Source organism: Roseospira goensis (genome assembly GCF_014197795.1).
Classification (GTDB): domain Bacteria; phylum Pseudomonadota; class Alphaproteobacteria; order Rhodospirillales; family Rhodospirillaceae; genus Rhodospira; species Rhodospira goensis.
In genome coordinates, this window is the sequence record NZ_JACIGI010000012.1 from 1 (window position 1) to 21,209 (window position 21,209).

A 21,209-nucleotide genomic window follows, 5' to 3' on the forward strand; every position below is an offset into this window, starting at 1 on the left:
CATCGCGCCTTGAACGGCCTGACCCCGCTCGCGTACCTTCAAAACGCTCTCAAGGAGCCTTCTCCAGAGTCTCAGGCAGCCTGAACCCATACACCCCGTCTCCACCTGTCGCCGCGGTCGGCAAAGCCGGCTATGATGACGGCCTTGTGACTCTGCCAAGGCGCGGTCGCGGCATTCTTCTCGAGACCAGGGCGGACGGTGACTCTGGATTCAGCGCACGACCAGGCCCCGCCGGGGCTCGGGCCGGGATCCGGAGGGGCGGCGGACCCTGCGGGGACAGAACCGGCGGCCGGGGTCGGGCTCGACAGCCTGCTGGCCTACGACGGTCCGGCGGCCGTGGTGACGGCGGCGGGTGAGATCGTGGCCGGCAACGCCCTGGCCGCCTGCCTGGGGGCGGTGTTGGCGTCCGGCGTGGCGAACGGCCTGCTGTCCGCGGTACGCAGCGTGCTCCAGACCCGCGTTCCCACCCAGCGGACCGTGACGGCGGACGCGACCGATGGCGCTTCTGATTCGGGCGGGGTGCGCAGTCTGGCCGTCACCCTGCTGCCGGTCCAGGGGGCGGCGCGCGTCGCCCTCCTGGCCCAGGATACCTCCCTGGAGACCTCGTTGCGCGATGCCCTGGTGGAGAGCCGGGCGCGCTACAAGGACTTCGCCGAGTTGGCCTGTGATTTCGCGTGGGAGACGGCGGCGGACGGGCGGTTCGTCTTCGTCTCGCCCGAAGGGGCGCTGGGCCGACCCGGGCGCGCCCTGATCGGCACCGATCCGCGCGCGCTTCTGGACCCGATCGAGGCCGACGCGGCCGGCCGGGTCTTCGGCGCGCGTGTCCCGATCCGAGAGGCCGAGGTGTGGGCGCGTGATTCGGGCGGCCGCCCCGCCTGCCTTCTGGTTTCGGCGCTGCCGGTGCTGGGGCCGGAGGGGGCCTGGCTGGGCGCGCGCGGCGTCTGCCGCGACGTCACCCGTCAACGCGCCGAGGATCTGGCGATGCGCCGCGCCCACACCCGGGATCGGGTGCGGGCGCACGTGATCCGTACTTTCCGCGATCAGCTCGACGTCGAGGTCATGCTGGCGGCGGCCGCCGAGGCGCTGGCCCATGGTGTGGGCGCGTCCGGATGCCGGGTGCTGCGGTGTCCGCGGGTCGGGGAGTCGGGGTGCGGCGACTGGCGACCCTGTGCCATGGGCGACCTGATCGTTGGCGGCGCCTTCGGACCCGAGGACGGCGGTCCGCCGGCGTCGGCGCTGCCCGAGACCGTGCCGGATCCGACCAGCCCCTGGCAGGCCGTGGACGACGGTCACCGGATCCTGGTGATGGGGACCGGGCACGATGGGTGCCTGAATGGGGCGGTGGTGGTCTGGCGGACGGCCCGCCGGGGGCCCTGGAGCGAGGACGAACACCTGTTGATCCGCGACGTGGCCGGGCAGGTGGGCATCGCCAACGCCCAGATCGCCCGGTACGAGGCCATCATGGCGATGTCGCGGACGGACCCTCTGACCGGGGTGCTCAACCGCCGGGCTTTCCTGGAGGACCTGGAGCGGCGGGTGCGCCGGCTGACGCGCGCGGGGCGACGCGGCGCCCTGTTCTATCTGGACCTCGACAACTTCAAGAAGGTCAACGACCGCTTCGGGCATGCCCAGGGCGACGAAGTGCTGGTCACGGTGGCCGACATGCTGGGGCAGAGGACCCGGCCGACCGACCTCGTGGCCCGGTTCGGGGGGGACGAGTTCGCGGTCTGGCTGGAGGACAGCGATGCCGCGGTGGCCGAACGCAAGGCGCGCGAGTTCCTGGCGGCGTCGGCCATGCTGCACTCCCTGAGCGCCGATCCGGCGGCGCCGCTGGCGGTGTCGATCGGTGTGGCGGTGTATGATCCGGGCCGGCCCGAGGATCTGGGCGCGCTGACCGCGCGGGCCGACGCCGCCATGTATGCGGCCAAGCGGGCCGGCAAGGGCCGGTTCGAGTTGGCCGCGCCGGCCGCGCTGCCGGGCGGGCCACCATGACGGAGTTGCTGCGCCGTCTGTTCGACGAGGCCGACGAACGCCCGCTGTCGTACGAGGAATCGCGGTCCCTGGCCGCGCACGCGGACGTGACCGTGCGCCGAACCCTGGCGCGGCGCACGGACGTTCGGCCCGAGGTGCTGTACTACCTGGCCGAGGACGCCGACGCCGGCGTGCGGCGCAACATCGCGGACAACGTGGCGGCGCCGCTCAAGGCCTACCTCCTGCTGACCGAGGACAGCGATCCGGACGTGCGCCTGACCCTGGTGCAGCGCATCACGGCCCTGGCCCCGGGCCTGTCGGAGGACGAGAAGGACCGGGTGCGCCAGCACGTGCACACCGCCCTGGGCCGCCTGGCCCGCGATCAGATCCCCAAGGTCAGGGCGCTGCTGTCGGAGGCCGTCAAGGACCTCGCCGCGGCACCGCCGGAGGTCATCAAACGCCTGGCCCGCGACGCCGAGGTGGCGGTGGCGGCGCCGGTGCTGACGTTCAGTCCGGTGCTGTCGGATGGTGACCTGCTGGACATCATCCATGATGGCCCGACGAGCGGCCATCTGTCCGCCATCGCGCGCCGCAGCGCCGGCCTGGCGGCGCCGGTCTCCGATGCCCTGGTCGCCACCGACGACACCGCCGCCATCGCCGATCTGCTGGCCAACCGTGGCGCCCAGATCCGGGAGGAAACGCTGGACGCCCTGATCGACCGGGCCGCCACGGTGCCGGAGTGGCACGCCCCGCTGGTGCATCGGCCCAGCCTGCCCGCCGATGCCGGGCGCCGGCTGGCCCTGTACGTCTCCGACACCCTGGTGCAGGCGCTGATGCTGCGCCGCGACCTGACCCCCGGGGACGCCCTCGCGGTGGCCGCCGAGGTGCGCCGCCGCCTGAGCAAGGGCTGGGACCCCGAGATGCTGATGGACTACGGTCCCGACTGGCGCGAGGCCCTGCGGGCCGCGCATGCGCGCGCGCGCCAGGACATCGCCGAGGGCGTGCCGGGCGAGGCGCTGCTGCACGCGGCCATGGCCAGCAACGAACGTACCGAGGCGATCGCGGCCCTCGCCGCCATGGCCGGCATTGACCCGCTGGCGGCGGCGGCGACGGTGCGCGCCGCCAGTCCGAAGGGGATCATCTCCGTTGCGTGGAAGGCGGGCGTGTCGGCCGCGGTGGCGGCCGAGTTGCAGCGCTGGCTGGGAGCCATCCCACCGCAGGAGGTTCTGGGTCCCGATCCCGAGGGCGGTGGCTATCCGCTGGCGGAGGCCGAGATGGACTGGCAGGTGACCATGTTCTGCGACACCGAAGCGGAGTCCGGTGCGGTCGACCAGGAAACCGGCGCCTAGCCCGGATCGCGATCAATCGGAACCATGTCGGGGTTCCGATTGATCGCACGAATCCGCGCCAAATGTATGAGGCTCAGCCGATAAGCGCCGATCGCTCGAAAACACCACGCGAGTCCGGTTTGTCGCCATCGGCTGGAAGGCGATCGACGCCCCCCGCCTGTCCGTGCCGTGTGACGAAGTTACAGTTCCGGCGCCGGCGCTGCGTTAGGCTCCGCCGTCAAGCCTCTCCGAACGGACACCCCGATGACCGACACACCCTCCGACTCCCGCGCGCTGGCCGTGCCCGGCGGCCGCCTGACACGCCTCGCCCGCTTCAGCGGGCTGGCCTCGACCATCGCCGGGACGGCGGCGCTCAACGGCGCCCGCCAGATCGTCCAGGGCCGCCGCCCGCAGGCGCGCGACCTGCTGCTGACCCCGGCAAACGCCCGCACGGTGGCCGACCAACTCGCCCACCTGCGCGGTGCGGCCATGAAGGTGGGCCAGCTCATTTCCATGGACGCCGGCGACATGATGCCGCCCGAGCTGGCCGAGGTCCTGGCGCGGCTGCGCGCCGACGCGCATTTCATGCCGCACGGCCAGCTCAAGCGCGTCCTGGCCCGCACCTGGGGCGCCGACTGGCAGACCCGGTTCGCCACCTTCCAGCGGCGCCCCATCGCCGCGGCCTCCATCGGGCAGGTGCACCGGGCGCGCACGACGGATGGACGCGACCTCGCGATCAAGGTGCAGTACCCGGGGGTGCGTCGCAGCATCGACAGCGACGTCTCCAACGTCGCCGCGCTGATGCGCCTGTCCGGCGTGCTGCCGCGGGACCTCGACATCGCGCCGATGCTGGCGGAGGCCCGGCGGCAACTGCACGAGGAGGCCGACTATGCCCGCGAGGGCGACCACCTCAGCCGCTTCGCCGCGCTGCTGGCCGACGCGCCCGCGTTCGTGGTTCCGGGCCTGCATGCCGATCTGACCACGCCGGACGTGCTGGCGATGGACTACGTCGAGGGTGTGCCCATCGACGCGCTGACAACGGCCCCCCAGGCGACGCGCGACCGTGTGATGACGCTGCTGATCGGGCTGCTGTTCCGTGAGCTGTTCGAGTTCCACCTGATGCAGACCGACCCGAACTTCGCGAACTACCGCTACCAGCCGGACACGGGCCGCGTGGTGCTGCTGGATTTCGGGGCGACGCGCGCGTTCCGCCCGGAGATGGCCGCGCAGTTCCGGCGCCTGATGGCGGCGGGCCTGGACGGCGACCGGGCGGCGGTGCGCCAGGCCATCCTCGACATCGGCTTTTTCGCGGAGGAGACGGCGCCGCACCACCAGGCCATGATGATCGACATGGTCGCCATGTCCATGGAGCCGCTGCGCCGGCCGGGTGCGTTCGACTTCGCCCACAACGACCTGGCGCTGCGGATGCGGGACACGGGCATGGCACTGGGGACCGACCGTAGCTTCTGGCACATCCCGCCGATGGACACGCTGTTCATGCAGCGCAAGTTCGCCGGCCTCTACATGCTCGCCACGCGGCTGAAGGCGCGCGTCGATCTGCGCGCCATCATCACCCCCTATCTTTGATCTCCGACCCGGGGCGGCGCGCGCGGTCTATCCCGCGCCGTCCGCGATGGCACGCAGCGCCTCCGGCTGGCGGATGGCGACCTGACTCGGGCTCGGCAGATCCAGCAGCCCCTCGCGCTTGAACCAGGTCATGGCGCGGCTGACCGTCTCCACAGTCAGGCCGATGTGGTCGGCGATGTCGGCGCGGCCCATGGGCAGCGACAGCGGCGACGGCGGGTCGCCGCGCCGGCGCGCCCGGTCGGACAGGGTGAGCAGGAACGTCGCCACCCGCTCGCGCGCCGTCTTGCGCCCCAGCAGCAGCACGTGGTCGTGGAACTGGGCCAGCTTCGCCGTCATGCGCAGGACGATCCGATACTGAATTTCCGGCGCGGTCTCGGCCAGTTCGCCGAGCCGCTGCATCGGCAGCCGGCACACCCCGACCGGCGTGATGGCCTCGGCGGTGTAGGCGTAGGTGCCGTCCAGGCAGAACCCGAACATGTCGCCGCGAAAGAAGAACCCGGTGATCTGGCGGCGGCCGTCCGGCATCAGCTTGTAGACCTTCACCGCGCCCGACACGACGCTGTAGACGGCCAAGCCTTGATCCCCTTCGCGGAACAGGGTGTCGTGGGGCTCGAAGCGCAAGGTGCACTGCACCCGCGACAGGCTGGAGATGGTGCGGGCCGCGAAGCCGTCGCAGAACGCCAGCGTGCCGAGGTCGCATTGCCCGCAGGGGCCCTGGGACTCCGCCGGGGTCGCCGGGCCGACGCCGCCGGTGGTCCCGTCGCAGACCGGATCATGGCGTAGGGCCGTAACGGTGGAACGGGTCATGACCGGACCTCCCTGACGCCCCGTGGGCGTTCTCGCTCATCGGCCGTCTCTTGATCTGGATCAACGTATATCAAAAGACACTGATATGCCATAGGACTCTCTCGGACGATGCGGCAGGATGGTGGCGACGGCGGCGCTCAGTCGCGCCGCGGACGCGGTCCCTTCCAGTCGTCTTCGTCGTCGTCGAACAGGATGCGGTGGGCGGCGCCGTCCATGTCATCGAACTGGCCGCTGCGCAGCGCCCACAGGAACGCGGCCAGCCCGCCCAGGCCGAGCAGAAGCGCCAGCGGAATGAGGAACAGCAGCGCGTTCATGCCGGTGCCTCCCGAGGGGCGGCCGGGGGCGTCGCAGCGGCGGCGGGGCGGGGCGGGGCGCCCCGGGTCAGGCGCAGGGCATTGGTGATGACCACAAGAGACGAGGTGCTCATGGCGACGGCCGCGATCAAGGGGGTGACCAGTCCCGCCAGGGCCAGCGGGATGGTGACGGCATTGTAGGCGAAGGCCAGCGCGAAGTTCTGCTTCACCAGCCGATCGGCGCGGCGGGCAACGCCGAGCGCGGACAGCAGCGGCGCCAGCCGGTCCCCCTGGAACACCAGATCCGCGGCCGTCTGGCTCACGTCCACCGCGCTTGCGGGCGAGGCCGAGACATGGGCGGCGGCCAGCGCCGGGGCATCATTGAGGCCGTCGCCCACCATCAGCACGCGCCGGCCGCGGGCGGCCAGGGCCTGGATGTGCGCCACCTTGTCGGCGGGGCTGCGGCCGGCCTGCCAGGTTTCGATGCCGGCGGCGCGGGCCACGGTCTCGACGGTGGCCGGCCGGTCGCCCGACAGCAGTTCGACCGCCAGGCCCCGCGCCCGCAGCGCCGTGACCACGGCGGCGGCATCCGGCCGCAGTGGATCGCGGAACCGGAATCGCACCGGCCGCGCCGATCCGTGCCGCAGCCACAGCTCGGGACCCGCGGCCACGGTGTCCGCCGGCGCCTTGCAGAACGAGGCGGAGCCGAGCCGCACGGTCTCCCCCGCTGGCCCGGCCCAGGACAGCCCCGCGCCGGGGTGTTCGCGCACGCCGACCAGAGCCGGGGTGCCCGGCCGGGCCGCGGCCAGCGCCCGCGCCAGCGGATGGCGGCTGCTCGCGGCCAGCGCGGCGCCCAGGCGCAGGTCATCGGGGGACCAGCCCCAGGGGTCGGCCGGGGCGTCCGGTCCCCCCGGTTGCACCGTGGGTGTCCCGAGGGTCAGCGTGCCGGTCTTGTCGAACACCACGGTATCGGCCTCGCGCAGCCGTTCCAGCGCGGTGGCCGTCTTCAGGAAGGTGCCCTCGCGCAGCAGCCGGCCGCTGGCGATGACCTGCACCACCGGCACCGCCAGGGCGAGCGCGCACGGGCAGGTGATGATGAGCACCGCGGCCGCGATCAACAACGCCTCCTGCCACGGCAGCCCGCCCGCCAGCCACCAGCCCAGGAAGGCCGCCAGCGCCAGCGCGTGCACCACCGGGGCGTACAGACGCGACACCCGGTCGGCCAGCGCCACGTAGCGGGCGCGGCCCTGCTCGGCGGCCTCCATCATGCGCACGATTTCGGCCAGCAGGGTCCCGTCGCCCACCGCGTCCACCCGCACCCGCAGCGGCGCCGACAGGTTCAGGGTGCCGGCGAACACCCGGTCGCCGGGGCCGGCGCGCGCCGGCACCGTCTCGCCGGTGATGAGGCTACCGTCCAGGTCGCTGATCCCCTGGGCCACCGTGCCGTCGACGCCGACGCGCTCGCCCACCGCGACCAGCACGGTGGCGCCCACCGGCACCGCCTCTGGTCGCAGGGTGCGGGTGCCGCCGCCGGCCTCGACCACCGTGACCGCGTGCCCGCCCAGGGCGAGGAGGTGCTCGGCGGCGGACCGCGCCCGGCCGCGCGCCCGGCTGTCCAGGTAGCGGCCAATGAGCAGGAAGAACAGCAGCATGACGGCGGCGTCGAAATAGGCGTGCGGGCCGCCGCGCGCGGTTTCCCACAGGCTCATGCCGGCGGCCAGCAGCACGGCCAGGGTGATCGGCACGTCCATGTTGGCGCGCCCGGCCCGCAGCGCGGTCACCGCCGAGCGTGCGAACGGCCGGATGCCATAGGCGATGGCCGGCACCGCGATCAGGGCCGACAGCCAGTGCATCAGGTCCCGCGTGGTGGGGCTCATGTCGGTGCCGAACCAGACCGACACCGAGAACAGCATGATGTTGCCGGCCGCGAATCCGCTCACCGCCATGGCCCGCAACAGGGCGCGTTCGGTGCGGTCGGTGTCGCGGCCGAGCGCCGCCGGATCGAAGGGCACCAGGCGGTAGCCGACGCGCAGCACGGGGTCGAGGACCCGCCGCGCCCCCTGGTCGGGCGCCGCCGTGTCGCCCTGGTCGGCCTGGGGTATCCAGCGCACCGTCAGCCGCCGGGTGGTCATGTTGACGCGGGCGTGGTCGACACCCGGCTGCATCGCCAGCAGGCGCTCGATCAGCCACACGCAGGCGGCACAGTGCAGGCCTTCGACCAGCAGGGGCAGCGAGGCCGTGCCGTCCTCCATCGCCGTCACGTGCGGGGCGTAATCGGGGATGGCGTCGGCGTCGGTCTCGGGCTTGAGCGGCCGGGTTTCCGGGTCCAGGCAGCGGCGGGCGTAATAGCCGTCGAGGCCAAGGCCGTTGACCAGCCGGAAGGCGCCCTCGCAGCCGGCGCAGCAGAACCCGGGGTGCCCCGCGGCGCAGCAGTCGCCGGCGATGGCGTCGCCGCAGTGCCGGCAGTGCGTCCAGCCCTCCGGCGGCATCGGCGTGCCATCGAAGCTGGCGGTCGCGGGATCGGATCCGGCGCCAGATCCGGGGTCGGGGCGGGTGACGGCGGCCACCACCTCAGTCCGTCCGCAGGCGTCGGCGCAGCTTGTAGGTGTCGTCGCCGCGCTGCGCCGTGAACATCACGTCCCACTGTCCGGGCTTGGGCAACAGGACGGTGACCTCGTAAGCGCCCGGGCCGACCGGCGCCAGCGCAACGCTTTGGTCCAGGCCCGGCTCGGTGGGGCGGCGGATGTCGGCGTGCAGGTCAAGACCGTCCAGCGGCGTTCCCGCCGCGTCCCGGGCCTCGGCGCGCACGGTCGCGCGCCGTCGCGGATCATCGGGGGCCACGGCACCGGTCGAGACCAGGTCGATGGACCAGATCCATCCGAGGGCCTCCTGGGCCTGCTCCTCGGCCACCTTGTCGTTGTAGGCCAGGCCCTCGACGTAGGCTTGACGGGTCGTGAGCCCGGAGAAGGTGGTGGTGGCGAAGTACAACAGAGTGCCGTTGGCCACCAGCACCACACCGAAGGCGAGCACGAAGGTGTAGGGGATCCACCAGCCGCGCGGGCGGATTTTTCCGGGGTTGCCGCTCATTGATCGACCGGCTCCTCACTGGTCCTTTGGGCTGGTCGGTCTCGACACGGCGCCCCATCGACCCGGACGCCGGCCCGCGGGCGCCCGACCAGGCCGGCGGTCCCGCTGTCGTGTTCCGGCCTTCATACCGCGCCGCCGCCGTCGGGCCAAGAGGAACCGGGCCGGATCGTCTGCCAGGGGGGCGGGCGGCCCGGCGTCGGTCACGACAAAAAGCCCGCCGCCCCGGCGTATGGGCCGGGGGACGGGCCGGATCGTGCCAGCACCGAGGCGGAGGGCCTATCGCCCCGGGGGCGCGTTACGCGTCCAGCGCCTTCACGCGTGCGGCCAGGCGGGAGATCTTGCGCGACGCGGTGTTGCGGTGCAGGACGCCCTTGGTCACGCCGCGGTGGATCTCCGGCTGGGCCGCGCGGAACGCCGACCGGGCCTGCTCGGCATCACCGGCGGCCAGGGCCGTCTCGACCTTCTTGATGAAGGTGCGGATGCGGCTGAGGCGCGAATGCTTGACCTCGAAACGCCGTGCGTTGCGGCGGATGCGCGTTTTCGCCGACTGATGGTTCGCCATGGACGCTTGTTTTCCCTCGGCTTGTGGCGGTGTGGAAACGGATGCAGGGGAGTGCGAAACCCCGCACACCCCACCGCGGGCCACGGCCGCGCGGCCCGGTCTGAATTCGGAAAGAGCGGTGTATACGCGGGCCGGCGGGGCACGTCAACCGGGAACGCGCGCCGCCGGACCGGACACGGACCCCTAACGGTTCTTGAAATCGGGCTGACGCTTCTCGACGAAGGCGGCCATGCCTTCCTTCTGATCGGCGGTGGCGAAGGTGGCGTGGAACAGCCGGCGCTCGAACCGCACACCCTCGGTCAGCGTGGTCTCGTAGGCGCGGTTCACCGACTCCTTGGTCATCATGACCAGCGGCAGCGACAGGTCCGCGATCTTGGTGGCCGTCTTGATGGCCTCGTCCTTGAGGTCGTCCACCGGCACGACGCGGCTCACGAGCCCGGCGCGCTCGGCCTCGGCGGCGTCCATCATGCGACCGGTCAGGCACATTTCCATGGCCTTGGACTTGCCGACGAAGCGGGTCAGGCGCTGGGTGCCGCCGGCGCCCGGCATGGTGCCGATGGTGATCTCCGGCTGACCGAACTTGGCGTTCTCGCCCGCCAGGATGAAGTCGCACATCATCGCCAGTTCGCAGCCGCCGCCCAGCGCGTAGCCCGACACCGCCGCGATCACCGGCTTGCGGCAGGTGCTCACGCGCTCCCAGTCGACGGTGATGAAGTCCTCGCGGTAGACGTCCATGTAGGACTTGGTCGCCATCTCCTTGATATCGGCGCCGGCGGCGAACGCCTTCTCGCTCCCGGTCAGCACGATGGCGCCGATCTCCTCGTTGGCCTCGAAGGCGTCCAGCGCCTGCGCCAGTTCGCGCATCAGGGTCTTGGACAGGGCGTTGAGGGCCTTGGGGCGGTTGAGGATGATGACACCCACCTTGCCGTGGGTTTCCACCAGGATGGTTTCATAAGCCATGAGGTTCGCGCTCCGCTCTGGTCCCCGCCGCATGGCCGCGGCGGAAAAGGGCTCGGGACGAGACGTCAAAATGGGGGCGAATGCAAGAGGCAGACGGGGCAGGGACGGGCGGGGGCCGGTGTCGGCCGGCGCCCCAACGGAGAGGGCGGCCCGCCGATCAGCCCCCCGGCACGATCCGGAACCGTACCGTCAGGGGCTCCGCCCGGGAGGGGAATGACAGCGTAAGGATTTCACCTTCCCGGTGGAAGCGCAGATCGGGGCCGCCCGCGATCCGGCGCCACCCCAGTTGCGGGAGGGTCTGGCGATAGAAGGCGCTCACCCGCTCGGCCGTCAGGTAGCCGACCGCATAGACCTCGACAATGCGGCCCTGCGCGGTTTCGAACACCACGCCCCGCTCCGCCACCTGCCGCAGACCGGCCATCAGGGGCAGATCCTCGGTGCCGGCCAGGAAGGCGCCCGCCTCGGTGCGGGTGTTCGCCGTCGTGTCGGCCGCGCCCGGGCCGGCGGACCCGAGTCCCAGGACGACCCCAACCAGCGCACCGGCCAGTATCTGGACCCCGTATCGCATGGCTCCGCACGCTACATCAGCGCTGACGGCGGGCACAGAAAAATGTCGACCGCCCGGTCTGCACCACCCGGCGGATGCCGCCGGTGCGGGCGACGTCGCAGGTGCACCCGGGGCAGGGCCGGCCTTCCCTGTCATAAACCGAGAAGGTGTGCTGGAAGTAGCCCAGGTCGCCGTTGGGCTGGCGGTGATCGCGCAGGGTCGAGCCCCCCGACTCCAGCGCGGCGCTCAGGACCCTCTTGATGGCCGCCGCGAGGCGCTGCGCCCGCTGTCCGCCGACGCTGCCGGCCAGCCGGCGCGGCGACAGGCCGGCGTGGAACAGGCTCTCGCAGACGTAGATGTTGCCCAGACCGGCGACGACGCGCTGATCCAGCAGTGCTGCCTTGATCGTGCACCGCTTGCCGGCCAGACGGGCCGCCAGCGCCGGGCCGTCGAAGGCATCGTCGAGGGGCTCGGGCCCCAGGTGGACCAGCAGCGGGTGATGGTCCACGTCCGTCCGGCTCGTCAGCAGCAGGGCGCCGAATCGGCGCGGGTCGTGGAAGGTCACCCGCACGCCCGCGTCGGTGTCGAACAGCACGTGGTCGTGCGGGTTCTGGGGCGGTGTCCCGGGTGTGCTGCCCGCGCGCACCGCCAGCGAGCCGGACATGCCGAGGTGGGCGATCACGACCCGGTCGTCGTCGAGCTGGATCAGCAGGTACTTGCCGCGTCGGCCCAGGGCAACCACACGCCGGCCGGTTACGGCGCGGACGAAGTCCGCCGGCACGGGCCAGCGCAGCAGGGGTTGGCGGACCATCACACGGACCAGGGTGCGACCCAGCAGGACCGGGCCCAGGCCGCGGCGGACGGTCTCCACCTCGGGCAGTTCGGGCATAGGGGCCGGGGCCTCCGGAAGTGGCGGGAAACAGGGGGATATGGCACGCTCTCGCAGGCGCGACAATTCTGGCACGGCGCTGCGCGATCCGCTAAGGTGCCGGCCATGATACAGCAAGACCCCGACGCCCCGGGGTCCGGATCCGCCGGTGCGGTCGATCCGGACACCACCCATTTCGGATATCGGACCGTGCGTGCCGTCGAGAAGGCGGGCATGGTGCGCGGTGTGTTTGATTCCGTGGCCACGCGCTACGATCTGATGAACGATCTGATGAGCGGCGGCATCCATCGCCTGTGGAAGGATACGTTCGTCGATCAGGTCTCGCCGCGGCCCGGCATGACCTGCCTGGATGTGGGCGGCGGCACCGGCGACATCGCCTTCCGCCTGATCGAGCGCATGACGCGCCGCGCCGCCGGGCGCCAGCGCCGGGCGGTGCACGAGGCCGATGTGCCGGAGCCGGACGAGGCCCTGGCCCAGGCGCCCCCGGCCGGCGGCGGTCGGGTGCTGGTCTGCGACATCAATGAGAGCATGATTCGCGTCGGGCGCGACCGCGCCATGGACCGGGGGCTGGTCGCCGGCCTCGACTGGCTGGTGGGCGACGCCGAGCGGCTGCCGGTCGCCGACGCCAGCGTTGACGTCTACACCATCGCCTTCTGCCTGCGGAACGTCACTCACATCGACGCGGCCCTCGCCGAGGCGCGCCGCGTTCTCAAGCCGGGCGGCCGGTTCTTCTGTCTGGAGTTCAGCAAGGTGGTGGTGCCGGGGCTGGATCGCCTGTATGACCGGTACTCCTTCACGGTGTTGCCGACGCTGGGCCAGATGGTGGCGGGGGACCGGGAGTCCTACGCGTATCTGGCGGAAAGCATCCGGCGCTTTCCGCCCCAGGACGCGCTGTGTCGCCGTATGTCCGCCGCCGGCCTGCGCCGGGTCCGCTATCGTAACCTGTCGGCCGGAATCGCCGCGATCCATTCGGGCTGGCGCCTTTAGGCGCGGCCCGGGACCCGTTCGATGCTACGCCTCACCCGCAATCTGACTCGCCTGTGGGTCATCGCCCGCGTGATGGCGCGACACGACGCCCTGTTCCTCCTGGAGCGGCTGGGTGTCGCCGCGCCGGTGGTCACGGCCGCCCGCGTGTTCGCGCGGCGCAATGTCCCGGGGCGCCCGGGCCAGCGCCTGGCGGCAGCCCTGGCCGAGCTGGGGCCGACAGCCATCAAGTTCGGCCAGGCCCTGTCCATCCGCTCCGACCTGCTGGGCGAGGAGATCGCCCGCGATCTGGCCGAGTTGCAGGACCGCTTGCCGCCGTTCCCGTTCGCCCAGGTTCGGACCATCATCGAATCCGAACTGGACCGGCCGCTGGAGGACATTTTCGCCGAGTTCGACCCGGAGCCGGTGGCCGCCGCCTCCATCGCCCAGGTGCATTTCGCCATCACCCCGCCGACGCCCGAGTATCCGAGTGGGCGCCGGGTTGCGGTCAAGGTGCTGCGTCCCGGCCTGGCCGAGGTGTTCCGCCGCGACATCGCCCTGCTGTACTGGCTGGCCGAACTGGTGGAGTTCGCTCAGCCGGCGTTGCGCCGGCTGAAGCCGACCGAAACCATCCGCATGTTCGAAGACTCCGTGACCATGGAAATGGATCTGCGGTTCGAGGCGGCCGCGGCCAGCGAGATGGCGGAGAACTTCGAGTCCGATCCCACCTTCCGCGTGCCCGAGGTGGACTGGATGCGCACCGGTCAGCGGGTCATGACGCTGGAGCGTATCGTCGGCCTGCCTGTGGACGAGGTGGACCGCATTGTCGCCGCCGGTCTGGACCCGCTGGACACCATTCGCAACGCCGCCAATGCCTTTTTCAACATGGTGTTCCGCGACGGCTTCTTTCATGCCGACATGCACCCCGGGAACCTGTTCGTGGAGCCGGACGGCACCCTGGTGGCGGTCGACTTTGGCATCATGGGGCGGCTGGACCGCGCGACGCGGCGCTACCTGGGCGAGATGCTGCTGGGCTTCCTGAACGGCGACTACCGACGCGTGGCGGAGGCTCATTTCACGGCCGGCTGGGTGCCGGCCGACAAGTCCGTGGAGGGCTTCACCCAGGCCTGCCGGTCCATCGCCGAGCCGATCATGGGCAAGCCGCTGGCCGACATCTCCATCGCCCGCCTGCTGGGGCAGCTGTTCCAGGTCACCGAAACTTTCCAGATGGAGGCCCAGCCGCAGCTCCTGATGCTGCAGAAGAGCATGCTGGTGACCGAAGGCGTGGGACGCACGGTGGCGCCCACCGTCAACATGTGGGAGCTGGCGCGGCCGATGATCGAGACCTGGATGGCCCAGAACCTGGGCCCCATGGGCCGGTTGCGCGACGGCATGGACACCGTGACCAGTGCGGCCGAGCGGCTGCCGCGCATCCTGGAACATGCCGACCGCGCCGCCTCGCTGATGAGCGCCGACGGCCTGCGGCTGCATCCCGATACGCTGAAGGCCATGCGCCCGCGCCGCAATCCAGTGCTCCAGGTGCTGCCGTGGGCGCTGGTGGCGGTGCTGGCGACACTGCTGGTGGTGGACTGACCGTCGGTCCGCGGGACGGGCCCGCCCGTACCAGGAGACCTGTGGGAGCCGAGCCGGAATTTGCTCTAGGCCCGGCCCGGTGGCCCGCGCTATAAGGCCGCGTCGCAAGGATGGTGGGCGAGCGATGACCAGTGCACTGAACACGTACCGCGCCGGTGCCGACGAGCGCGGGCATTTCGGCCTCTTCGGCGGCCGCTATGTCGCCGAGACGCTGATGCCGCTGATCCTGGAGGTCGAGCAGGCGTACCGCGCGGCGCGCGCCGACCCGGCCTTCCAGGCCGAACTGGACGGCTATCTGACGCATTACGTCGGCCGGCCGAGCCCGCTCTACCACGCGCGGCGCCTGACCGAGCACCTGGGCGGGGCCAAGATCTACTTCAAACGCGAGGATCTGAACCACACCGGCGCCCACAAGGTGAACTCCTGCATGGGCCAGATCCTGCTGGCCCAGCGCATGGGCAAGAGGCGCATCATCGCCGAGACCGGCGCCGGTCAGCACGGCGTGGCGACGGCGACGGTGTGCGCGCTGTTCGGGTTGCAGTGCGTGATCTACATGGGGCAGACCGACATCGAGCGGCAGGCCCCCAACGTGTTCCGGATGAAGCTTCTCGGTGCCGAGGTGAAGCCGGTGACCAGCGGCTCGGCGACCCTCAAGGACGCCATGAACGACGCCCTGCGGGACTGGGTCACGAACGTCGAGGACACCTACTATCTCATCGGCACGGTGGCGGGGCCGCACCCCTTCCCGACCATGGTGCGCGACTTTCAGAGCGTGATCGGCGAGGAGACGCGGACGCAGTGTCTGGCGCAGGAAGGCCGCCTGCCCGACAGCATCGTCGCCTGCATCGGCGGCGGCTCCAACGCCATGGGCATTTTCCATCCGTTCCTGGACGAGCCGGGCGTGCGCCTGATCGGCACCGAGGCCGCCGGCGACGGCGTCGACACGGATCGCCACGCGGCCTCCATGACCGGCGGCCGCCCGGGCGTGCTGCACGGCAACCGCACCTACCTGTTGCAGACCGAGGACGGCCAGATCACCGAGGCACACTCCATCTCCGCCGGCCTGGACTATCCCGGTGTGGGGCCGGAGCACGCCTGGCTCAAGGACAGCGGCCGGGTGCAGTACGTCCCGGTCACCGACCGCGCGGCGCTGGACGCGTTCCAGATGACGACCCGGCTGGAGGGTATCATCCCCGCCCTGGAGAGCGCGCATGCCGTGGCCCACGCCATGGAGCTGGCGCCGACGCTGCCGGCCGATCACCTGATGGTCATCAACATGTCCGGGCGCGGCGACAAGGACGTCAACACCGTCGCCGAGGCGCTCGGGGCCGACATGGGGGAGACCCTGGTATGACCACCCCCGGAGCGCCCTCCGCAACGACCCCCGCCATGACCCCCGCTATGACGGCCGCCCCGACCGCGCCGCTGTCCGCCGGCACCACCCCGTCGACCGGCCGCCTCCAGGCGCGTTTCGCCGCGCTGCGCGCCGCCGGCCGCGCCGGCCTGGTGACCTACCTGATGGCGGGGGACCCGGACCGCGAGACGGGCCAGGCGGTGCTCGACGGCCTGCCCGCGGCGGGCGCCGACATCATCGAGCTGGGTATGCCGTTCTCCGATCCCATGGCGGACGGGCCGACCATCCAGGCCGCCGGCCAGCGTGCGCTGAAGGCCGGGCAGACCCTGAAAGACACGCTCGCCATGCTGGCCCGCTTCCGCGAGACCGACACCGAGACGCCGGTGGTGCTGATGGGTTACTACAACCCCATCTACAGCTATGGGGCGGACCGCTTCGCGGCCGACGCCGCCGCCGCCGGGGCCGACGGGTGCATCATCGTCGACCTGCCCCCGGAAGAGGCGCCCGAGCTGACCGGACCGCTGGCGGAGCACGGGCTGCACCTCATCATGCTGACAGCGCCCACGACAGACGAGGCGCGATTGCCCGCCGTGCTGGCGCATGCGGGCGGCTTCCTGTATTACGCCTCCATCACCGGCATCACCGGGACGCGGGCGGCGGACGAGGCGCAGGTGGCCGCGGCGGTCACGCGGCTGCGTGCCCACACCAGCCTGCCGATCGCCGTTGGCTTCGGCATCCGGACGCCCGCGCAGGCGGCCGCCATCGCGCGCAACGCCGACGCCGCCGTGGTCGGCTCGGCCCTGGTCGACCGCATCGCCACCGGCGACGACCCGCTCGGGTTCGTGGCCGCGCTCGCCGAGGGGGTGCGTGGTGCCCGTCTCTGATTCGTACCTGCGGGAGCATCCATGAACTGGCTCTCCGACTACGTCCGCCCCAAGTTTCGCAGCCTGGTCGGCAGTCCCCGGGAGGTCCCGGACAACCTGTGGCACAAGTGCCCCGAATGCGGGCACATGATTTTCCACAAGGAGTTGGACAAGTCCCGCCGGGTCTGTGTGCAGTGCGGCCATCACATGCGGCTGCCGGTCAAGCACCGGCTGGCCATGATGTTCGATGACGGCGTCTACGATCGTCAGCCGCTGCCCAAGGTGGCGGTCGATCCGCTCAAGTTCCGCGACGTCAAGCGCTACACCGAGCGCCTCAAGGAGGCACAGGCCAAGAGCGGCGAGACCGACGCGCTGATCGTCGCCAAGGGTCCCATCGAGGGGCGCACGGCGGTGGTGGCGGCGTTCGACTTCGGCTTCATGGGCGGCTCGATGGGCATGGCCGTGGGCGAGGGGTTCGTGGCCGCCGCCGAACTGGCCGTGGCCGAGCGGGCGCCGCTGGTGGCCGTGCCGGCCTCGGGCGGCGCGCGCATGCAGGAAGGCATCCTGTCCCTGATGCAGATGGCGCGGGTGACCGTGGCCGTGGACATGGTCAAGGACGCCGGGCTGCCCTACATCGTGGTGCTGACCGACCCGACGACCGGCGGGGTGACGGCGTCGCTGGCCATGCTGGGCGACATCGCCATCGCCGAGCCGGGCTCCGTCATCGGGTTTGCCGGCGCGCGGGTGATCGAACAGACCATCCATGAGAAGCTGCCGAAGGGCTTTCAGCGGGCCGAGTACCTGCTGGAACACGGCATGGTCGACATGGTGGTGCCGCGCGACGAGCTGAAGGCGACGCTGGCCCGGGTGATCCGCCTGCTGACCGTGCCGGTCGCGCCGGTGGCCCATCCGAACCTGCCGGCGGTGTTCGACACCGACCACGCGGAAGGCCATCGCGAGACCGAGCCGACCGGGCCGGTCGACGACTCCGAGGATCCGCATCCCGACGTCGAGGCCCTGCCGGCGCCCGAACCGGCCGAGAAGCGCAAGGGCGGCCGGACCAAGGCGGAGGCGGCCGACACCGCCGAGCCGGCGGCGTCCACCGCCGCCGACCAGCCGCCGGGACCGTGAGGACGGGCGCGCCGGCGATGCCGTGTGACCGGTCCCGTCCCTGCCGTCACCGCCGATGATGACCGCGCCTCCGCTGCCGGCGATGCCGTCGGACCGCGTGCTGGCGCGGCTGATGGCGCTGCATCCGAAGGTCATCGACCTGGTGCTGGACCGGGTGTGGCGGCTGCTGGCGCGTCTGGACCATCCCGAACGGCGGCTGCCGCCGGTCGTGCACGTGGCCGGCACCAACGGCAAGGGCTCGGTGGTGGCGCTGCTGCGCGCCATGCTGGAGGCCGACGGGCGGCGGGTGCACGTCTACACCTCGCCCCACCTGGTGCGGTTCGCCGAGCGCATCCGGCTGGCCGGGCGGCTGATCGCGGAGGACCACCTCACCGCGCTGCTGGAGGACTGCGAGCGCGTCAACGGTCCGGCGCCCATCACCTTCTTCGAGATCACGACGGTCGCCGCCCTGCTGGCCTTCGCCCGCACCCCGGCGGATGTGGTGCTGCTGGAGACCGGCCTGGGCGGGCGGCTGGATGCGACCAACGTCGTGGCGCGGCCGGTGCTGACGGCGATCACGCCGATTTCCATGGACCATGAACAGTACCTGGGCGATACGCTGGGGAAGATCGCGGCCGAGAAGGCCGGCATCCTGAAGCCGGGCGTGCCCTGCATCGCCGCCGCGCAGGCACCGGCAGCGGCGGCGGTGCTGGCGCGGCGGGCGCAGGAGGTGGGCGCGCCGCTGGACCTGGGGGGCCGGGACTGGACCTGGGCGCCGGCCCCGGGCGGCGGGCTGACGATGGACGGGACCGTGTGGCCGGACCCCGCGCTGCCGGGCGATCACCAGCGCGCCAACGCCGCCCAGGCGGTGCGGCTGGCGCGGGCGCTGCCGCCGGACCTGCGGCCGTCCGATCCGGCGATCCGGGCGGGCCTGGAGCGGATGGACTGGCCCGCGCGGCTCCAGCGTCTACCCGCCGGGCCGCTGGTGGCCCGCCTGCCAGCGGGGACCGAGGTCTGGCTGGACGGCGGCCACAACCCGGGGGCCGGCGCGGCGCTGGCGGCGGTGTTGGCGGACTGGCCGGCGCGGACGCTCGATCTGGTCGTGGGCATGCTGGACACCAAGGACACTGCGGGCTTCCTCGGGCCGCTTCTGGCCCGGGCGCGCGCCGTGCGGGTGGTGCCGGTGCCCGGATCCGCGGCGGCGCTGCCGGTGGACGTGCTGGCCGCGCGGGCGCAGGCGGCGGGTGCGGCCATTGTCACGACGCACGACTCGGTGGCGGCGGCCCTGGAGACGAGCGCGGAGGCGGATCCCGCGCCGGGGCGGGTGCTGATCTGCGGGTCGCTCTACCTGGCCGGGGCGGTGCTGGCGGAGAACGGCCCGCTGCCGTCGTGAGGCCCGGCCGCGTCGCACCGGCCGGTCTCAACCCGGTCGGCCGGCCGCCTCCAGCTCCTCCCGCAGGATCTCCAACTCCAGGTATTCGTCCTCGGCGCTGGCCAACGCGGCGCGGGCCGCCTCCAGGCGGTCGGTGCGGGCCTGGAAGCCCGCCGGGTCGCGGGAGAACAGGGTGGCGTCGGCCAGTTCGCCCTCCAGGCGGGCCACCTCGCCCTGCAGGGTCTCGATCCGGCCCGGCAACTGGTCCAAAGCCCGGCTCTGCTTGTAGGACAGCTTGCCCGGCTTGGGGGCCGCCGGTGCCGCCGGTTTGGCCTTGGGCTTGCCGGCGGCGGGCGCCGTCTCGCCCTGCGGCGAGGCGCCCAGCATGCCCGGGAACAGCGCCGCCAGAGAACCGCCGGCCTGGGCCAGGGCATCCGAGAACCCGCCGGCGTACTCGACCGCGCGGCCGTCGCCGGGCAGCACGATCGTCGCGGTCACCACCCGGTCCAGAAAATCGCGGTCGTGGCTGACCAGCAGCAGGGTGCCGTCGTAGTCCGCCAGCATCTCTTCCAGCAGGTCCAGCGTCTCCATGTCCAGGTCGTTGGTCGGTTCGTCCAGAATCAGCAGGTTGGTCGGCCGGGCCAGCGCCTTGGCCAGCACCAGCCGGTTGCGCTCGCCGCCGGACAGGCTGCGGATGGGGCTGCGGGCCTGGCGGTCGTCGAACAGGAAGTCGCGCAGGTAGCTGACCACGTGCCGCGAGGTGCCGCGCACGTTGATGCGATCGGCGCCGGTGTCGGCCAGCAGGTCCCAGACCGTCGTGTCGCCGTCCAGCATGGAGCGGTGCTGGTCCAGCGTCGTGGGGGTCAGGTTGGTGCCCAGGCGCACCCGGCCGGCGTCGGGCGCCAGCGCGCCGGTCAGCAGCTTCAGCAGGGTGGTCTTGCCGGCGCCGTTGGGGCCGACGACGCCGACCCGGTCGCCGCGCAGGATGCGGGTGGAGAAGGGCGCCAGCACCGTCCGACCGTCGTAGCTCTTGGTGATGGCCTCGGCCTCGATCACCAGCTTGCCGGAGGCCGATCCGGTCTCGGCCTCGATCTTGGCGCCGCCGGCGCGCTGGATGCGCCGGGCGCGCTCCTCGCGCATCGCATAGAGGCTCCTCAGGCGGCCCTGGTTGCGCTTGCGCCGGGCCGTGATGCCCTGGCGCGACCACACCGTCTCCTGGGCGATGCGTTTGTCCTGCTTGGCCCATTCGGTTTCTTCCTGGGCGACGATGGCGTCGGCCCAGGCGTCGAAGGCGGCGAAGCCCTCCTCCAGCCGGCGCAGGCGGCCGCGGTCCAGCCACAGCGTCGCCTGGGTCAGCCGGCGCAGGAAGGCGCGGTCGTGGCTGATGGTGACGACGGCGCCGCGGAACGCCGCCAGCGTTTCCTCCAGCCAGGCGATGGTGGGCAGATCCAGGTGGTTGGTGGGCTCATCCAGCAGCAGGATGTCGGCCTCGGCCACCAGCGCCCGGGCCAGCGCCAGCCGGCGGGCCTCGCCGCCGGACAGGGTGGCGGGGTCGCGGTCGTAGGGCAGGCGCAGGGCGTCGAGCAGGATCTCGGCGCGGTGGACCTCGCCGGCGTGGCTGGGGGGCAGGGCGGCCGCCACGCTGTCGCGTGCGGTGGCGTAGCCGGACAGGTCGGGCTCCTGCGGCAGATAGGCCACGGCGACGTCGGGCTGCAGGGCGCGGGTGCCGGCGTCGGGCTCCACCAGCCCGGCGATCAGCTTGAGCAGGGTGGACTTGCCCGAGCCGTTGCGGCCCACCAGGCACAGTCGTTCGCCGCGGCCGATGGTCAGCGAGAGGCCGTCCAGCAGCGGCGGTCCCCCGAAGCCGAGGGTGATGTCCTGAAGCGTGAGCAGCGGCGGGGGTGGGGCCATGGGCAGCGGGTC

18 protein-coding genes and 1 pseudogene are annotated in these 21,209 nt (G+C 72.1%); 9 read left to right on the plus strand and 10 right to left on the minus strand.

Annotated features, from left to right (window positions below; all coding sequences use genetic code 11):
• Positions 1-198: 198 nt before the first annotated feature.
• The 3 genes from GGD88_RS08620 to GGD88_RS08630 all read left to right on the plus strand — a co-directional run bounded on the left by GGD88_RS08620 (position 199) and on the right by GGD88_RS08630 (position 4,886).
• Positions 199-1,992, plus strand: coding sequence for a diguanylate cyclase (locus GGD88_RS08620; protein WP_184434218.1), 1,794 nt, complete (start codon positions 199-201; stop codon positions 1,990-1,992).
• Positions 1,989-3,320: a DUF2336 domain-containing protein gene (locus GGD88_RS08625; protein WP_184434220.1), complete on the plus strand. Its 1,332-nt coding sequence runs from the start codon at positions 1,989-1,991 to the stop codon at positions 3,318-3,320. The genes GGD88_RS08620 and GGD88_RS08625 overlap by 4 nt, the downstream gene beginning before the upstream one ends.
• 243 nt (positions 3,321-3,563) lie before the next feature.
• Complete coding sequence (locus GGD88_RS08630) at positions 3,564-4,886, plus strand: AarF/UbiB family protein (RefSeq protein ID WP_184434224.1); 1,323 nt, start codon at positions 3,564-3,566, stop codon at positions 4,884-4,886.
• A gap of 27 nt (positions 4,887-4,913) precedes the next feature.
• Here GGD88_RS08630 and GGD88_RS08635 read toward each other — a convergent pair whose 3' ends face one another.
• The 8 genes from GGD88_RS08635 to mutM all read right to left on the minus strand — a co-directional run bounded on the left by GGD88_RS08635 (position 4,914) and on the right by mutM (position 12,031).
• On the minus strand, positions 4,914-5,693 hold the full coding sequence (locus GGD88_RS08635) for a cyclic nucleotide-binding domain-containing protein (protein ID WP_184434227.1): 780 nt from the start codon (positions 5,691-5,693) through the stop codon (positions 4,914-4,916).
• A gap of 137 nt (positions 5,694-5,830) precedes the next feature.
• Positions 5,831-6,007, minus strand: a complete 177-nt coding sequence (ccoS, locus tag GGD88_RS08640) for a cbb3-type cytochrome oxidase assembly protein CcoS (RefSeq protein WP_184434229.1) — start codon at positions 6,005-6,007, stop codon at positions 5,831-5,833.
• Positions 6,004-8,475 (minus strand): heavy metal translocating P-type ATPase, encoded by a 2,472-nt coding sequence (locus GGD88_RS08645; RefSeq protein WP_184434490.1) that lies wholly within the window; start codon positions 8,473-8,475, stop codon positions 6,004-6,006. Before GGD88_RS08645 ends, ccoS begins: the two co-directional genes overlap by 4 nt.
• Positions 8,476-8,557: 82 nt before the next feature.
• Positions 8,558-9,073, minus strand: coding sequence for a FixH family protein (locus tag GGD88_RS08650; RefSeq protein ID WP_184434232.1), 516 nt, complete (start codon positions 9,071-9,073; stop codon positions 8,558-8,560).
• A 295-nt stretch (positions 9,074-9,368) separates the two neighbouring features.
• Positions 9,369-9,635, minus strand: a complete 267-nt coding sequence (rpsT, locus tag GGD88_RS08655; RefSeq protein WP_184434236.1) for a 30S ribosomal protein S20 — start codon at positions 9,633-9,635, stop codon at positions 9,369-9,371.
• Between the two features lie 183 nt (positions 9,636-9,818).
• Positions 9,819-10,595, minus strand: coding sequence for an enoyl-CoA hydratase (locus GGD88_RS08660; RefSeq protein WP_184434238.1), 777 nt, complete (start codon positions 10,593-10,595; stop codon positions 9,819-9,821).
• 157 nt (positions 10,596-10,752) lie between these two features.
• Positions 10,753-11,163: a hypothetical protein gene (locus GGD88_RS08665; protein WP_184434241.1), complete on the minus strand. Its 411-nt coding sequence runs from the start codon at positions 11,161-11,163 to the stop codon at positions 10,753-10,755.
• Between the two features lie 16 nt (positions 11,164-11,179).
• Positions 11,180-12,031 (minus strand): bifunctional DNA-formamidopyrimidine glycosylase/DNA-(apurinic or apyrimidinic site) lyase, encoded by an 852-nt coding sequence (mutM, locus tag GGD88_RS08670; RefSeq protein ID WP_184434243.1) that lies wholly within the window; start codon positions 12,029-12,031, stop codon positions 11,180-11,182.
• A 105-nt stretch (positions 12,032-12,136) separates the two neighbouring features.
• Between mutM and GGD88_RS08675 the strand changes: the two genes are divergently transcribed.
• From GGD88_RS08675 to GGD88_RS08700, 6 genes are all read left to right on the plus strand, one after another.
• A complete protein-coding gene (locus GGD88_RS08675) occupies positions 12,137-13,018 on the plus strand; it encodes a class I SAM-dependent methyltransferase (protein ID WP_184434246.1) in 882 nt (293 codons plus the stop codon).
• A gap of 21 nt (positions 13,019-13,039) precedes the next feature.
• A complete protein-coding gene (gene ubiB / locus GGD88_RS08680) occupies positions 13,040-14,587 on the plus strand; it encodes a 2-polyprenylphenol 6-hydroxylase (RefSeq protein WP_184434248.1) in 1,548 nt (515 codons plus the stop codon).
• 124 nt (positions 14,588-14,711) lie between these two features.
• Positions 14,712-15,941, plus strand: coding sequence for a tryptophan synthase subunit beta (gene trpB, locus GGD88_RS08685; RefSeq protein WP_184434249.1), 1,230 nt, complete (start codon positions 14,712-14,714; stop codon positions 15,939-15,941).
• Between the two features lie 47 nt (positions 15,942-15,988).
• Entirely contained in the window at positions 15,989-16,825 is an 837-nt protein-coding gene (gene trpA, locus GGD88_RS08690) for a tryptophan synthase subunit alpha (protein ID WP_221237074.1), read from the plus strand.
• Between the two features lie 21 nt (positions 16,826-16,846).
• Positions 16,847-17,935, plus strand: coding sequence for an acetyl-CoA carboxylase, carboxyltransferase subunit beta (accD, locus tag GGD88_RS08695; RefSeq protein WP_184434251.1), 1,089 nt, complete (start codon positions 16,847-16,849; stop codon positions 17,933-17,935).
• Positions 17,936-17,990: 55 nt separating this feature from the next.
• On the plus strand, positions 17,991-19,307 hold the full coding sequence (locus tag GGD88_RS08700) for a bifunctional folylpolyglutamate synthase/dihydrofolate synthase (RefSeq protein WP_246423658.1): 1,317 nt from the start codon (positions 17,991-17,993) through the stop codon (positions 19,305-19,307).
• Between the two features lie 27 nt (positions 19,308-19,334).
• Here GGD88_RS08700 and GGD88_RS19370 read toward each other — a convergent pair whose 3' ends face one another.
• Positions 19,335-20,426, minus strand: a complete 1,092-nt coding sequence (locus tag GGD88_RS19370) for an ATP-binding cassette domain-containing protein (protein ID WP_425502583.1) — start codon at positions 20,424-20,426, stop codon at positions 19,335-19,337.
• Between the two features lie 375 nt (positions 20,427-20,801).
• Positions 20,802-21,147, minus strand: a pseudogene (locus tag GGD88_RS19375) (ATP-binding cassette domain-containing protein); the annotation flags it as partial.
• Positions 21,148-21,209 lie beyond the last annotated feature (62 nt).

Excerpts from the sequence above, each read along its gene's own strand:
- GGD88_RS08665 (WP_184434241.1), bottom strand. The coding sequence starts at position 11,163 with ATGCGATACGGGGTCCAGATACTGGCCGGTGCGCTGGTTGGGGTCGTC.
- GGD88_RS08675 (WP_184434246.1), top strand. The coding sequence starts at position 12,137 with ATGATACAGCAAGACCCCGACGCCCCGGGGTCCGGATCCGCCGGTGCG.
- rpsT (WP_184434236.1), bottom strand. The coding sequence starts at position 9,635 with ATGGCGAACCATCAGTCGGCGAAAACGCGCATCCGCCGCAACGCACGG.
- GGD88_RS08630 (WP_184434224.1), top strand. The coding sequence starts at position 3,564 with ATGACCGACACACCCTCCGACTCCCGCGCGCTGGCCGTGCCCGGCGGC.
- GGD88_RS08650 (WP_184434232.1), bottom strand. The coding sequence starts at position 9,073 with ATGAGCGGCAACCCCGGAAAAATCCGCCCGCGCGGCTGGTGGATCCCC.
- trpA (WP_221237074.1), top strand. The coding sequence starts at position 15,989 with ATGACGGCCGCCCCGACCGCGCCGCTGTCCGCCGGCACCACCCCGTCG.
- GGD88_RS19370 (WP_425502583.1), bottom strand. The coding sequence starts at position 20,426 with ATGCGCGAGGAGCGCGCCCGGCGCATCCAGCGCGCCGGCGGCGCCAAG.
- GGD88_RS08625 (WP_184434220.1), top strand. The coding sequence starts at position 1,989 with ATGACGGAGTTGCTGCGCCGTCTGTTCGACGAGGCCGACGAACGCCCG.
- accD (WP_184434251.1), top strand. The coding sequence starts at position 16,847 with ATGAACTGGCTCTCCGACTACGTCCGCCCCAAGTTTCGCAGCCTGGTC.
- mutM (WP_184434243.1), bottom strand. The coding sequence starts at position 12,031 with ATGCCCGAACTGCCCGAGGTGGAGACCGTCCGCCGCGGCCTGGGCCCG.
- GGD88_RS08660 (WP_184434238.1), bottom strand. The coding sequence starts at position 10,595 with ATGGCTTATGAAACCATCCTGGTGGAAACCCACGGCAAGGTGGGTGTC.
- GGD88_RS08645 (WP_184434490.1), bottom strand. The coding sequence starts at position 8,475 with ATGCCGCCGGAGGGCTGGACGCACTGCCGGCACTGCGGCGACGCCATC.
- trpB (WP_184434249.1), top strand. The coding sequence starts at position 14,712 with ATGACCAGTGCACTGAACACGTACCGCGCCGGTGCCGACGAGCGCGGG.
- GGD88_RS08635 (WP_184434227.1), bottom strand. The coding sequence starts at position 5,693 with ATGACCCGTTCCACCGTTACGGCCCTACGCCATGATCCGGTCTGCGAC.
- GGD88_RS08700 (WP_246423658.1), top strand. The coding sequence starts at position 17,991 with ATGATGACCGCGCCTCCGCTGCCGGCGATGCCGTCGGACCGCGTGCTG.
- ccoS (WP_184434229.1), bottom strand. The coding sequence starts at position 6,007 with ATGAACGCGCTGCTGTTCCTCATTCCGCTGGCGCTTCTGCTCGGCCTG.
- ubiB (WP_184434248.1), top strand. The coding sequence starts at position 13,040 with ATGCTACGCCTCACCCGCAATCTGACTCGCCTGTGGGTCATCGCCCGC.